This window comes from Hymenobacter sp. YIM 151858-1 (genome assembly GCF_025979705.1).
Lineage (GTDB): Bacteria > Bacteroidota > Bacteroidia > Cytophagales > Hymenobacteraceae > Solirubrum.
On the sequence record NZ_CP110136.1, the window covers coordinates 451,169 to 464,262 of the forward strand.

General features: G+C 61.0%; 14 protein-coding genes. 5 read left to right on the forward strand and 9 right to left on the reverse strand.

The window, feature by feature from the left end; translation table 11 throughout:
• Window positions 1–189 precede the first annotated feature (189 nt).
• Window positions 190–735, reverse strand: coding sequence for a hypothetical protein (locus tag OIS50_RS01865; protein ID WP_264692635.1), 546 nt, complete (start codon window positions 733–735; stop codon window positions 190–192).
• Between the two features lie 205 nt (window positions 736–940).
• Between OIS50_RS01865 and OIS50_RS01870 the strand changes: the two genes are divergently transcribed.
• Window positions 941–2,392, forward strand: coding sequence for a M48 family metalloprotease (locus OIS50_RS01870; protein ID WP_264692636.1), 1,452 nt, complete (start codon window positions 941–943; stop codon window positions 2,390–2,392).
• Window positions 2,393–2,410: 18 nt separating this feature from the next.
• On the opposite strand, the gene OIS50_RS01875 is transcribed toward OIS50_RS01870, so the two are convergent.
• The 3 genes from OIS50_RS01875 to OIS50_RS01885 all read right to left on the reverse strand — a co-directional run bounded on the left by OIS50_RS01875 (window position 2,411) and on the right by OIS50_RS01885 (window position 4,915).
• Window positions 2,411–2,962, reverse strand: coding sequence for a hypothetical protein (locus OIS50_RS01875; RefSeq protein WP_264692637.1), 552 nt, complete (start codon window positions 2,960–2,962; stop codon window positions 2,411–2,413).
• Window positions 2,963–3,151: 189 nt separating this feature from the next.
• Window positions 3,152–4,252 carry a redox-regulated ATPase YchF gene (ychF, locus tag OIS50_RS01880; protein ID WP_264692638.1) on the reverse strand — a complete coding sequence of 367 codons (1,101 nt, stop codon included), beginning with the start codon at window positions 4,250–4,252 and terminating at the stop codon, window positions 3,152–3,154.
• A 315-nt stretch (window positions 4,253–4,567) separates the two neighbouring features.
• Window positions 4,568–4,915, reverse strand: coding sequence for a DUF3276 family protein (locus OIS50_RS01885; protein ID WP_059069793.1), 348 nt, complete (start codon window positions 4,913–4,915; stop codon window positions 4,568–4,570).
• A gap of 262 nt (window positions 4,916–5,177) precedes the next feature.
• On the opposite strand from OIS50_RS01885, the gene OIS50_RS01890 reads away from it, so the two are divergent.
• Both OIS50_RS01890 and OIS50_RS01895 read left to right on the forward strand, forming a co-directional pair.
• Window positions 5,178–6,101 (forward strand): DUF58 domain-containing protein, encoded by a 924-nt coding sequence (locus tag OIS50_RS01890; RefSeq protein ID WP_264692639.1) that lies wholly within the window; start codon window positions 5,178–5,180, stop codon window positions 6,099–6,101.
• A gap of 18 nt (window positions 6,102–6,119) precedes the next feature.
• Entirely contained in the window at window positions 6,120–6,314 is a 195-nt protein-coding gene (locus OIS50_RS01895; protein ID WP_264692640.1) for a hypothetical protein, read from the forward strand.
• A gap of 135 nt (window positions 6,315–6,449) precedes the next feature.
• Here the strand turns inward: OIS50_RS01895 and OIS50_RS01900 are convergent, their stop codons facing one another.
• From OIS50_RS01900 to OIS50_RS01910, 3 genes are read right to left on the reverse strand one after another with little or no spacing between them, the layout of a single operon-like run.
• Window positions 6,450–7,088, reverse strand: a complete 639-nt coding sequence (locus tag OIS50_RS01900) for a DNA-3-methyladenine glycosylase family protein (RefSeq protein ID WP_264692641.1) — start codon at window positions 7,086–7,088, stop codon at window positions 6,450–6,452.
• 28 nt (window positions 7,089–7,116) lie between these two features.
• On the reverse strand, window positions 7,117–7,770 hold the full coding sequence (locus OIS50_RS01905; RefSeq protein WP_264692642.1) for a metallophosphoesterase: 654 nt from the start codon (window positions 7,768–7,770) through the stop codon (window positions 7,117–7,119).
• Window positions 7,771–7,825: 55 nt separating this feature from the next.
• Entirely contained in the window at window positions 7,826–9,073 is a 1,248-nt protein-coding gene (locus tag OIS50_RS01910; protein ID WP_413617034.1) for a serine hydrolase domain-containing protein, read from the reverse strand.
• Window positions 9,074–9,367: 294 nt separating this feature from the next.
• On the opposite strand from OIS50_RS01910, the gene nhaA reads away from it, so the two are divergent.
• Entirely contained in the window at window positions 9,368–10,546 is a 1,179-nt protein-coding gene (gene nhaA / locus OIS50_RS01915) for a Na+/H+ antiporter NhaA (protein ID WP_264692643.1), read from the forward strand.
• A 72-nt stretch (window positions 10,547–10,618) separates the two neighbouring features.
• Here nhaA and OIS50_RS01920 read toward each other — a convergent pair whose 3' ends face one another.
• On the reverse strand, window positions 10,619–11,644 hold the full coding sequence (locus tag OIS50_RS01920) for a threonine aldolase family protein (protein ID WP_264694315.1): 1,026 nt from the start codon (window positions 11,642–11,644) through the stop codon (window positions 10,619–10,621).
• Window positions 11,645–11,869: 225 nt separating this feature from the next.
• Between OIS50_RS01920 and OIS50_RS01925 the strand changes: the two genes are divergently transcribed.
• Window positions 11,870–12,028 (forward strand): hypothetical protein, encoded by a 159-nt coding sequence (locus OIS50_RS01925; protein ID WP_173664832.1) that lies wholly within the window; start codon window positions 11,870–11,872, stop codon window positions 12,026–12,028.
• Window positions 12,029–12,399: 371 nt separating this feature from the next.
• Here the strand turns inward: OIS50_RS01925 and OIS50_RS01930 are convergent, their stop codons facing one another.
• On the reverse strand, window positions 12,400–12,894 hold the full coding sequence (locus tag OIS50_RS01930) for a metallophosphoesterase family protein (protein ID WP_264692644.1): 495 nt from the start codon (window positions 12,892–12,894) through the stop codon (window positions 12,400–12,402).
• Between the last annotated feature and the right edge of the window lie 200 nt (window positions 12,895–13,094).

A 13,094-nucleotide genomic window follows, 5' to 3' on the forward strand; every position in this document is an offset into this window, starting at 1 on the left:
AGACCAAGAAAAAGGTGCGCAGCGGCGCAACCCGCGGCCTAGGTCGGCCATACACCCTAAGCCCTAAGCCCTAAGCCCTAAGCCCTAAGCCCTAAGCCCTAAGCCCTAAGCCCTAAGCCCTAAGCCCTAAGCCCTAAGCCCTAAGCCCTAAGCCCTAAGCCCTAAGCCCTAAGCCCTAAGCCCTAAGCCCTAAGCCCTGGCTCCCAGCACCCGCTGCGAATCGCGCACCACGGTTGCCCAGGTTTGTTGCATCAGCTCTGCCTCTACGCCAGTACGCTCCACGTACTGCTGCTGATAGCGCTGCAGGCGGTCGTGCAGGGCGCGGCAGCGGGCCTGAAAGCGGGCGAAATCGGCTACCAGTTGGCTTTTTTGCTCGGGTTGCAGCAGGCGTTGGGCGTGTACTTTAAAGTAGGTGTCGGCCAGGTAGCGGCGCGATACCAGCAGGCGCTGCAGCTCGTCGCGGTCGGCATCGGCGAGTTGGTAGGCCAGCTGGGTTTCCACGGCCAGAATGTCGGCGGGCTTGTCGGCGGCGGCGTATTCCTCAAAAATAGCGCTGTACTGCTCCGGCGTTTCGGGCTTCACCTGAAACAGCTTATCGAAGATGAGCATGTTGGCCAGCTGCTGCTCCACGGCCTGGCCGAAATATACCGCCAGCCCGAAATGCGCGTAAACTTCCTTGGTTTGCTCTTCGGGGCTGAGCTGCTGAAAATGGTCGAGGATGGGCTGAATGTTCATGGTGACTGTGGAGCAGCCTGCAAGTACGGCAAAAAGCAGTTGGCCCGGTATTGGCAAACGCCCAGGTGCCCCGGCCACTGTTATGGCTCGTGCACCTAGGGCCGTGGCCCTAGGTACCGGCACGCGTAACCTTAGCCCGCACCTGGGCCGTTGCAGGCATAGTTGCACTTGTAACCACTTACCCACCCCAAGTACTTCCACACATATGCATAACAACTTGCTCCGCCGACTCCGGCCTTTGGCCTTGCTCGGCTTGTTGCTGCCGCTGGCGGGCTCTACCAGCCCCGCGCTCTACGCTCCGGCTCCGGCCAAGCGCGTACCCGTGCAGGGGGCGCAGCCCGATCCGCAGGTGGTAGCCATGTTCGGCCTGCTCGACAACGCCAAGCTGCAGAGCTACATCGACGAGAAAGGCCTGCAGATGGGCCGCATTTCCGACCGCCCCGCCGATGTGAAAGGCTTTACCATCGTCGATTCGCCCATCATCAATGCCTTTGCCACGCCCGATGGCCACGTATACTTTACGCGCGGCATCATGGCGCACTTCAACAACGAGGCGCAGTTTGCCGGCGTGCTCGGCCACGAAATCGGCCACATTACGGCGCGCCACGGCCAGAAGCAGCAAACCCGCTCCACCGTGGCCAACGGGGCGCTCATCCTGGGCTCAATCCTGTCGCGGCGGGTCGCGTCTATTGCCCAGCCGTTGTCGCAGGTGGCGGGCCTGGGCCTGCTGAAGTACGGCCGCGACGACGAAAACGAATCCGACAAGCTTGGGGTGAAGTACTCCAGCAAAATCGGTTACGACCCGGCCTCCATGGCCGATTTCTTTCTGACCTTGCAGCGCACCGAGCAAAGCAGCGGCGCTGCCACGGTGCCCACGTTCCTGTCGTCGCACCCGAACTCGGCCGACCGCTACCAGAACGTGAAAAAGATGGCCGTGCAAGCCGAGCAGCAAGCCGGCCGCCAGCTGGCCGTCAACCGCGACCAGTACCTGCGCATGATCGACGGGCTGGCCTACGGCGACGACCCGCGCCAGGGCTACGTGGAGGGCGGGGCCTTTTACCACCCCGAGCTGAAGTTTCAGTTCCCGGTGCCGCAGGGCTGGAAAACCCAAAACTCGCCGCAGCAATTTCAGATGGCTGAGCCCAACGGCCAGGCCGTGCAGGTGCTGCTGCTAGCTCCCGGCAACTCCCTCGACCAAGCCGCCCAAGCCCTGGCCGAACAGCTGAAGCTGCAAAACGCGCAGGCCTCGCGCACCACCATCAACAGCTTCCCGGCCATTGCCGTGCAAGGCGACCAAATTGGCCAGAACCAGCAGGGGCAGCAGGGCATTACGGCCCGTACGCTGTCCTACCTCATTCAGGATGGCCAAACCATTTATGCCTTGGTAGGCATGAGCGCGCCTAGCACCTTCAGCTCCTACGGCCCCACGTTCCAGCGCGTGGCGCAAGGTTTCCGCCGCCTCACCGATGCCAATAAAATCAACCGCCAGCCCGAGCGCGTGCGCATCAAAACCGCTACCGGCACTCAAACGCTGGCGCAGGCCCTGGCCGCCAACGGCGTGCCCAGCCGCCGCTACGAGGAAATGGCTATCCTCAACGGCATGAAGCAGAGCGATAAGCTTTCGAAGGGACAGTTGTTTAAGGTGGTGGGCCGCTAACGGCAGCCGCTCCTGCGCCTACCAAACCAAGCGCGTACCCAGGCTAAGCTGCGTAATCAGCTCGGTGTAGGTGCCGTAGGCGTCGCGCTCCTGGTAGGGGCCGGTGGCGTTCAGCTCGGCGGTTAGCTGGTGCGGGCCCACCGGAAAGGCGTAGCCCAACCGAAACGCCGGCAGCACGTTCCGGCGCACCGTGTGCCAGCCACCGGTCCAGTCGGCGCGGTATTCATCTTCCAGGCGCTGGGCGGCCACCCCGGCGGCAGCAAATAGGCCCCGCTCGGGCTTGGCGCCTAGGTGCACCTGGGCCAGCAACGCAACGGTGCGGCAATCGAAGCGGCCATCCTCAAAGCTGGCGCCGCTGGCCCGGTCAATTTTGCGGCGGAAGTAATGCACATATGCCGTGGCGCCCAGCACATGGTTAAACCGGTAATCGGCCCCCAGCTGGCCCGACGGCCCCAAGTAGTACATCTGGGCATCGCCGCTGGCATGCAAGCCCGCGTAAGGCCGTAGTTTGTGCTGCGCCTGGCCCGTAAACGGCAGCAAGCCGGCCAGCAGGAATAATGTTTTTCGCATCGGCTACCTTGATAATTGCTTCGTTATAAAGGTATAAGGCACGCCCGAGTTGCCACCATGATTCGGCAGCCATACGGCACGACAGCAACAACCTTAGGCACCAAACCAAAACGCCCCAGCCGAATACCGGCCGGGGCGTTTAAGTTACTACCTAGCCTGCGCTCGGCATAACGACCTAGGGCGAACTGCTTACACGTTGAAGCGGAAGTGCATGATGTCGCCGTCCTGCACCACGTATTCTTTGCCTTCCACGGCCATTTTGCCGGCTTCCTTGATCTTGGCTTCCGAACGGTACTGTACGTAGTCGTCGAGCTTAATCACCTCGGCACGGATGAAGCCTTTCTCGAAGTCAGAGTGGATAACGCCGGCGGCAGCGGGGGCTTTGTCGCCGCGGTGAATGGTCCAGGCGCGTACTTCCTTCACGCCCGCGGTGAAGTAGGTGATGAGGTTGAGGATGTCATACGAAGCGCGGATGAGCTTATCCAAGCCCGACTCCGTGAGGCCGTACTCACCCAGGAACATGGCTTTTTCCTCGGGGTCGTCCATCTCAGCAATCTGCGATTCGATGGCGGCCGAAATCACCACTACCTGGGCGTTTTCGTTGGCAATGTGGGCGCGCAGAGCCTCCACGTAAGCGTTGCCGCCGGCCGGGATGCTGGCTTCGTCAACGTTGGCAGCGTAGATAACGGGCTTGATGGTGAGCAGTTGCAGGTCTTCTACCGCGGCCAGTTCTTCCTCCGAGGCATCGAGCGAGCGGGCGTTGTTGCCAGCCTCCAGGTGCGCCTTAAAGCGTTGCAGCGCGGCAACCTCTTTCTTGGCAACAGCGTCGCCACTTTTAGCCGAGCGCTCCGACTTCTGCAGCTTCTTGTCGATGCTTTCGAGGTCTTTCAGCTGCAGCTCCGTGTCGATTACGTCCTTGTCGAACACAGGATCAACGCCGCCGGCTACGTGCACGATGTTGGGGTCGTCGAAGCAGCGCACCACGTGGATGATGGCATCAACCTCGCGGATGTTGGCCAGGAACTTGTTGCCCAGGCCTTCGCCTTTAGAGGCGCCTTTCACCAGACCGGCAATGTCGACGAACTCCACAATGGTGGGCACCACGCGCTCGGGCTTCACGATTTCCTCCAGCACTTGCAGGCGCGAGTCGGGCACGGTTACCACGCCCACGTTGGGCTCGATGGTGCAAAAAGGGTAGTTGGCCGATTCGGCCTTGGCGTTCGACAACGCGTTGAACAGGGTAGACTTACCTACGTTAGGCAGCCCGACAATACCGCAGCGAAGACCCATGTCTTTCTATAATTCTGAATGTTGGATGCTGAGTGCTGAATCAGACCTAGGGCCCAATGCGGGGGCAAAGGTACGAAGCCCGGCCGGGGTTAGCACCGTGGCCCTAGGTGTGGCGCGGAGTGGCACTCCGCGGGCGGCCAGAAGCCGCCATCCGGCAGCGCGCAGCTACGCGTTCAAGGGGTGCCTGGTACCACCTTAGCGCCGCACGCGCCAGTACCGAGTACCATGCAGCGCTATACACGCAACAACGCGCTACCATCGGGGCCGGAGCCGCGGCGGAAGCGCGTTGCGTGAGAAAGAGGGATGTTGTAAAGCTTAGTAGTTGTCGGGCGTATAGGCAGGGCCGTCGTAGCGGTTGGGGTCTTCGAAAGCAGGGCGGGGGCGGTCGAGCTCGGCTACTTCTTCGGGCGTGAGCAGCTCCTGGCGCACGTAGTCGATGGCGTCTTGCAGCGCATCGGCAAACTTCAAGAAGTCCTCTTTGTACAGGAAAATCTTGTGTTTCTCGTAGGAGAAAGTGTCGTCGTCGCGGAGGCGGCGCTTGCTTTCGGTAATCGTCAGGTAGTAATCCTGACCGCGCGTTGCCTTCACGTCGAAAAAGTACGTGCGCTTGCCGGCTTTAATGCGCTGGGAATAAATCTCGTCCTGTTCGTAGCGGTCTTCCACGGGGTCCAGCTTAAAGATGAAGAAATGGAAAATTTATTGGGTTATTTTGAGAAGATTGAAAATTCTCCGGCTAAAGCTACCGGTTAGGCGCCGTATATGAAAATTTATTGCTAAAAATAGTGTCTAGCCAAGTTTAAGGCCAATTTCCTGGCCCTCGGCGTGGCACATTTCCGCGGCAGCTCGGCCGTGGCGGGCACTCGCCCGGCAACTTGCGCGTTACTTTCGCAGTCTGTATTGCTTCGCACCTGCTTTATCCGTTGCTATGGCTTCTCAACCACTCGATTTAGCTGCCGTCCGCTCGTTTGAAAACCTGGAGTTTCTGGCGCGCCAGCTGGTCGATGGGTTCATCACGGGCTTGCACCAGTCGCCGTACCACGGGTTTTCGGTGGAGTTTTCGGAGCACCGCCTCTACAACCCCGGCGAAAGCACGCGCCACCTCGACTGGAAAGTGCTGGCCCGCACCGATAAGCTTTTCGTGAAGCGCTACGAGGAGGAAACCAACCTGCGCTGCCACATCCTGCTCGACGTGTCGTCGTCGATGTACTACCCGCGGCCGAGCAACGACAAGCTGCACTTTTCGGTGCTGTGCGCGGCGGCGCTGGCTACGCTTCTGCAAAAGCAGCGCGACGCGGTGGGCCTCGTTACGTTTTCCGACAAAGTAGAGCTGCAAACGCCCGTGCGCTCTACCAGCACGCACCGCCACACCTTGCTGCTGCAGCTGCAGCAGCTGATGGAGCGGCAGGCCCCCACCGAGCGCGGCGGCACCGAGGTAGCCAGCGTAATTCACCAGATTGCGCAGCAAATCCCGAAACGCTCGCTTGTCATTATCTTCTCGGATATGCTCGGGCGCAGCCAACAAAAGCAAGCCGATACGCTGGCCGCGTTGCAGCACCTGCGCCACCAGCACCACGAGGTGCTGCTGTTCCACGTGATGGACCGCGCCACCGAGGCCGAATTCGAATTTGCCGAGCGCCCCTACGTGTTTGAGGACGTAGAAACCGGCGAACGGGTGAAGCTGAGCCCGGCGCAAGTGCGCGAGCAATACCGCGCCGCCATGCAGCAGTTTACCAAGGAGCTGGCCGAGCGCTGCGGCCAGTACCGCATCGATTTTGTACCCGTTGATATTCGCGAGCCGTTCGATCGGGTGCTGTACGCTTACCTGGTAAAGCGCGGCAAAGTGCGCTAGCCAGCTTCCTTTCCCGAAATGATTGACTTTCCGTTACTGATTATCTGCGTTGTTCTCACGTTTTTCAGCGCGCTCATTACCACGTACATCGCCCAGGGCAAGCCGTTCTGGCGCTGGTTCCTCATTGGCATGGTGCTGCCCTATGTGAGTATCTTCATTGCCATGATCGTGACCTACCTTGATCAGAAAAAGGAAGAGCAGGCGCAGAAGTAACGCATCCTGAATTGTCATTCCGAGCGGCAGCGAGGAATCTGGGGCAGTGCTTTGAACGACAACCCGCCGGGCAGTTCGCACCCATATTCCTCGCTGCGCTCGGAATGACAAGTCTAGCGCACTATGCCAATGGAGCTACTTCGCCGGCTCGTTGTCGAGCGACTGCCACAGGTACTTGCAGGCCAGCGAGCGGTAGGGGCGCCACGGTCCGGCCAGTTCCGTCATGCGGCGCAGCAGGGCGCGGCCGGTTTCCTCGAGCTGGTAGTGGCGGCGCATGGCATTTTGAATCCCTAGGTCGCCTTCAGCGAAAACATCGGGCTGATCGAGGGCGAACATCTGCAGCATCTGGGCCGTCCAGCGGCCTACGCCTTTTATTTGGGTGAGGTGCTGGGTAAAGGCGTCCTCATCAAGCTGCGAGAGGTGGGCATGATCGAGCTGGCCTTGCAGGGCAAACTCGGCAATGGCCCGCAGGTAGCCGGCTTTTTGCCTGGAGATGCCGGCGGCGCGCAGCTCGTCGTCGGAGAGGTGTACCAGCACGTTGGGCTCGGGGTAGCCATCGGGCTTGAACAGGCCTTCGAGCTTGCGCCAGATGGCCGCGGCGGCCTTGGTGGAAATCTGTTGGCTCACCACGGCCTTCAGCAAAGCCAGGTACAGGTCTTCGTGCGCCGAGGGTTTGACGGGCCGGCCCTGGGCAATAAGCGCAGCCAAAATAGGGTCGGCTTGGCTGAGGTGTTGCAGGGCGGCAGCCATGTCGAAGGAGGCAGGAGCGGGCATGTGCTTTCGGATCAGCAGGTAAAACGACCTAGGCAATATCGAGCGCAACGGTAGGCACCGAAAACTGACCTAGGATGTCGCCGGTAGGGGCGAGGCGCAGGCCGGTGAGGCACGCGCCGCGGTAGGCGCCGGTGTCGATGTAAAGCGCGTCGTGGGCAGTGTCGTGGTAGTAGCGGCCGTTGTCGGTGGGGGTGTGGCCTACCACCTGCCGCTTGCCTAGGTGCCGCAAAGGACCGCGGCGCCACAGGATGCCGTCGGTGTTGTCGGGGTCGAAGGGGTCGGCGGTGTCGGCTATGCCGGCGTGGCTTACCACCACGTGCTCGTTTTCCCAGGCCATGGGGCGCTGGGTAAGCCAGGCCAGGTGCTCGCGCAGCAGGTTGGGGCGGCCGTTGTACTGCGCCACCGTGCTTTTGCCACCCCAGCTTAACCAGTTGCGGTTGGGGCCATCGGGGCCGTAGTGAATTAGCATTTCGTACTCGTGGTTGCCGAGTAAAAAGGCGGTGTGGCCGGGGTGCTGCGCCTCCAGCTCGCGGGCCAGCTGCACGCACTCGGGGCTGTAGCGGCCGCGGTCGACCAGGTCGCCCACCTGGATCAGCAGTTCCTCGGCGGGTTTCCAGTGCTGCAGCAGAGCCTCGAAGGTGTGGTAGCAGCCGTGCACATCTCCAACTACAAACAAATTCATGCGGGGCGGGAGTTTGGGGCTGATGAATTGGAGCCTGCGGAACAGGGCGGCAAAGTTACTTGCCCATGCTTTTCAGCACCCGTCGGATAAGGCCGTCCATGGCTTTATCCTCAATCCAGCGCGCTACAATTACAAGGTCGTTTTCCTGATCGACGTACACGATGTTGGCACCGGCCCCTAGGTGGGCGAAAGCCGTGGCGGGGGCACTGGGGTACAGCTTGCGGTCGGTATTCAGGAAGTAGTTCATGAAGCCGTAGGTGGGCTGCGCAGGCGTGGGCGTACGGGCCAGTTTCAGCCACTCGGGCGCAATTAGCTGTTTGCCGTTCCACTGGCCGTTGCGCAAGGTGAGGTAGCCGAAGCGGGCTTGGTCGAGCGCCGAGATGAACAGACCGCCGCCCCAGTGCGAGCCGCCGCTTACGGCCTGCATGGGCACGCCATCCATTACCACCCAAGAGTTTTCGTAGCCCGTCCAGCGCCACGAGTTAGAGGCGCCGATGGGGTCCATAATCCGCTCTTTGAGCACCTGCGGCAGCGGGCGGCGCCACACGTTCATGATGGACAGGGCCAGCACGTTCACGCGGGTGTCGTTGTACTTGTACACCGAGCCGGGCGCGTTGCGCGGCCGGGTGCGCCATTCGTTGGCGGGGCCCTGCGGGCGGTCGGCCCAATCGGGCTTGCCCCACAGCGTGCCTTCCCAATCGGAGGTTTGGCGCAGTAGGTGGTCCCAAGTGATGAGGCGGTTGTGCTCGGTGCCGAACAACTCAATTACATCCTGCTGGCCCAGCTCGTCGGCTTTGTTGGCGGGCGTGTTCCAGGGGTTGAACGGGATGATGGGCGCCATGTAGGGCGCTACTTTGTCGTCGGGGCTGCGAATGAGGCCATCCTGATGGGCCAGGCCTACCATCGTCGAAACGAAGCTTTTGGCTACGCTGAAAGTGAGGTCGACGCGCTGCGGCTCGCCCCATTGCGCCACGATGTAGCCGTTTTTGATGATGAGCCCGGTGGGAGCGCCGCGCTCCTTCATCGGCCCGATGGGGTAGCCGAAAGGCTCGCGCCCGAATGCGCTTTGGTAATGCGCGTCGCGCAGGTCGCGCGGGGCTTTGCTTTCGTTGGCAATGGCGTATTGCACGGCCTCTTGCAGCGCTGCCGGGTCCAGGCCCAGGGCCTCGGGCCGACGCTGCTCCCAATTGTTGGCCGGCGGAAAGTAGGCTTTGGATTTGCGTTGCGCCTGCGCCTGGCCTAGGTGCATCAGGCAAAGCAGCAGCAACAGCAACAAACGAGCAGAGGTAGCGGAGCGAGGCATAACAACAAACCTAGTGTTTTCGGGCGCTGCTTGCTGCGGTGGGGTATAGATGCTGCACCTGCCGCACGGCGTTCCGGCCGGTGCACGGGTACCGCCGTAACAGCTTGAGCAGCTTAAAGGACAGCTTTTGTAGCGTGTGCTTAAAGTTTGAGCCGTAAATTCGTGTGGCTATCACGGTAAGATGCGCGTGGTAGCCGTATGCAAAGTATTGCCGAGCGGGCAATGCTGTATCTGCCAATTTTGCCAGCAGTCGGGCTTGCGTGCCCGTTGCGTGGCGCCAGTACCATTGTTTTCATGCCCCTCCGACGCATTATTATCCCCATTCGCGAGCTGTCCGAAAGCGGAAAGCTGGCCGGCTTGCTGCTATTGCTGGCCACCGTGGTATCGTTGGTGCTGAGCAATACCACGGCCGGCCCGGGCTACCTGGCTTTCTGGGAAACCCACGTTGGCTACGGCGCGCTCGATAAGTCGGTGTCGCACTGGGTCAACGACGGGCTCATGGCGGTATTTTTCTTTGTAGTAGGGCTCGAAATCAAGCGCGAGGTGCTGTACGGCGAGTTGGCTGAGCCGCGGCAGGCCCTGCTGCCGGCCGTGGCCGCGGTGGGCGGCGTGCTGCTGCCGGCGGTGATTCACCTGGCGTTTACGCGCGGCACACCGGCCGCTTCGGGCTGGGCCATTCCTACCGCTACCGATATTGCTTTCTCCCTGGGTATTTTGTCGTTGTTGGGCGATAGGGTGCCGTTTGGGCTGCGGGTGTTCCTCACGGCGCTGGCCATTATCGATGATCTGCTGGCCGTTATCATCATCGCGGCGTTTTACACCAGCGGCATACACAGCGGCTTTTTGCTGGGGGCGGCCGCCATTTTTGCCGTGCTGGTACTGCTCAACCGCTTCAAGGTAAAGCCGCTTGGGCTATATATTTTGCTGGGCTTGGGGTTGTGGTTTTGCGTGCTGAAATCAGGCATACACGCCACCATTGCGGGTGTGTTGCTGGCCCTGAGCATTCCTACCGATCGGCTCGAAGACCTCGAACATGCCCTGCAAAAACCCGTCAACTACTTTATCCTGCCGCTATTTGCGCTGTGCAATACCGCTATTGTGCTGTCGGCCGACATCGTGCCTGAGCTGTTTTCGGGGCTGGCCCTAGGTGTAGGGCTTGGCCTGATGGTGGGCAAGCCGCTCGGCATTGTGGGCGTAACGTGGCTGGTGGTGCGCATGGGCCAGGCACAGCTGCCCACCAACGTTAACTGGCGGCGGTTTATCGGGCTGGGCTTCACGGCGGGTATTGGTTTCACCATGGCCATTTTCATCGCCACGCTGTCGTTTAACAACGAAGCAGCCGTGGACCTGGCCAAGCTGGCGGTGCTCATCGGCTCGGCGATTTCAGCCATCATCGGCATGATTATCCTGGCGCCGGGGCAGCTCACCGAAGAACCCGCCGATCCGATTCCGCTTAAAGAAGAGGTACGCTAGCATAACCCCTCCAACGAGCAAGGCCCCGTAACGCTGGTTACGGGGCCTTGCTCGTTGGAGGGCATTCGCCACCTAGGCGTACTGCGGCACGGCCCGGATGGCCTCGAGCACGCGCTCAATGCCGGCGTCGTCTACGTCGAGGTGGGTTACAAAGCGTACCATTTGCGGGCCGAAGGCCGAGGCCTTCACGCCGAACTCGCCCAGGTGGGCGAGGAACTGGTCTTCGGTAAGGCCCTCGCGAAGGCGGAAAATGACCAAGTTTGTTTCGGCGGGCAGCACGTAGTCGACGTACGGCGCCTGCTCCAGCGCTTCGGCCAACTGGCGGGCCCGGCGGTGGTCGTCGGCAAGGCGCTCCACGTGGTTTTCGAGGGCGTACAGGCCAGCCGCCGCCAGGTACCCTGCCTGGCGCCAGCCGCCGCCCATGGCCTTGCGAATGCGCTTGCACTTACGAATGAACTCCTGCGTGCCCACCAGCACCGAGCCCACGGGCGTACCCAGGCCTTTGCTCAGGCAGATGGAAATGGAGTCGAACAGCTGGCCGTAATCTTCGCTGCGCTGCCCGGTGGCCACCAAGGCGTTGAAGATGCGGGCGCCGTCGAGGTGCAGCGGAATGCCTTTGCTCTGGGCCAGCTCGGCAATTTCCTCGAGGGCCTGCCAGCTGTAGCAGCTGCCGCCGCCGCGGTTGTGCGTGTTTTCGAGGCTGATGAGGCTGGTGTTGGGGTAGTGCACGTTTTCGGAGCGGATGGCCGCGGCCACTTGCGCCGCCGTAAGCCGGCCCCGCTCGCCGGGCAGCAGCGCTACCGAAGCGCCTGAGTGAAAGGCAATGCCGCCCACTTCCCACAGGTAAATGTGCGAGGTTTGCTCGCACACCACTTCCGACATGGGCTGTGTGTGTGCTTTAATGGCAATTTGGTTGGTCATGGTGCCAGACGGGCAGAACAAGCCGGCCTCCATGCCGAAGCGGCGGGCGCATTCGTTTTCCAGCTCGCGCACGGTGGGGTCTTCTTCGTACACGTCGTCGCCTACCTGCGCCCGAAACATGGCCTCGAGCATGGCAGGGGTAGGGCGGGTAATGGTATCGGAGCGTAAATCAATCATGGTTGTTGAGGTAGAAGCACCTAGGGCGCCGTTGCAGTTGCCGATGAGCTGGCCGCGCTGCTTGATGCGGCCGTTTGCGAATACCAAACTACTGCCCCGGCGCCAACTTGCTGCTATATTTGGCGCCCGAATCGGCAACAATCACTGGGCGAGCAGCAAAACGTGTCGAACTTTTGCTTACCTTTGCCCCCTCATTCTGCAGAATAGACTCAAACCGACCGCGTCATGACCGTTACTCGTCTTAAGCGTAAGCACCGCAAGAACATCGCCCGCGCCAACAACAAGGTGCAGGAAATTAAAGATCTGCTCCGCACGCCCGTTCTGAAGAACGTGGATATCGAGGAGCTGAAGGCTAGCTTCAAAAAGAACGAAGCAGCTGCCTAAGTTTTAAGCCGCGGCTTCCTCCGCGGGAAGCCGAAACGGCACTCCGGCCGGTCGGCTGGTAATAGCAAAAGCGCCTTGCGTGGCCACGCAAGGCGCTTTTGCTTTTTCGTGTGGTATGAGGTAGCGCGGGCTTTGGCTACGCCGACCTGCGGTTGCAGTCCGCGTCCTTGGATAGTAATGTCTGGCCTAGGTCGGTAGCGCGTGGTGGCTGGAACAGAATCGTTGAGGCGAAACCGCGCGGTACCACTCGTGCCGGCATACGCGGGCTGAAGCCCACGCTACACCGCGTCGCCCGCAACGATTGAGAATACTATCCGGGGCCGCGGCCTACAACCGAAGGTCGGCGTAGCCAAAGCCCGCGCTACTGCGCGCTACACCCGCGGGCCGAGCTCCACTGCCTGCAACTGCTCCACTTTCCCATTCTCGACCCGAAACTTGAGCAGGGTGCGCACTTTATGAAAGCCGTGCTTGCCGGCTGCACCGGGATTCAGGTGCAACAGGCCCAACTGGCGGTCGGGCATTACGCGCAAAATGTGCGAGTGGCCGCAGATAAACAGCCCCGGCCGCTCGTGCTGCAGCAGCGGGCGGGCGGGCGGGGCGTAGCGGCCCGGGTAGCCGCCGATGTGCGTGATGAGCACCTTCAGCCCGTTTACCTCGAAAATATGGTGCTCGGGGCAGCGCAAGCGAATGCTGCGGTCGTCGATGTTGCCGAAAACGGCACGCAGCGGCGCAACGGCTTGCAGCTCGTCCAGAACTTTTTCGTGGCCTACGTCGCCGGCGTGCCATATCTCGTCGCAACCTTGCAAGTGGTGCAAAATGCGGTCATCGAGGTAGCTGTGTGTATCGGAAAGCAGGCCGATTTGCATGGCGGTACGGTTGAGTTGGCGGTTGCAAAGTACGCGCCCGGCAAACCTGGGGTGCTGCAATGAAGTGAATATTCGGGGAGCGTGTTACCTTTCTCGCTCACAACCGTATTCCGCCTAACTAGCCGAAGCACCCGGCTACCTCAGCTGGCCTTTTAGCATCCAAGCACCTTTCGTATACCGAAATTAATGCTGTGTTTTGC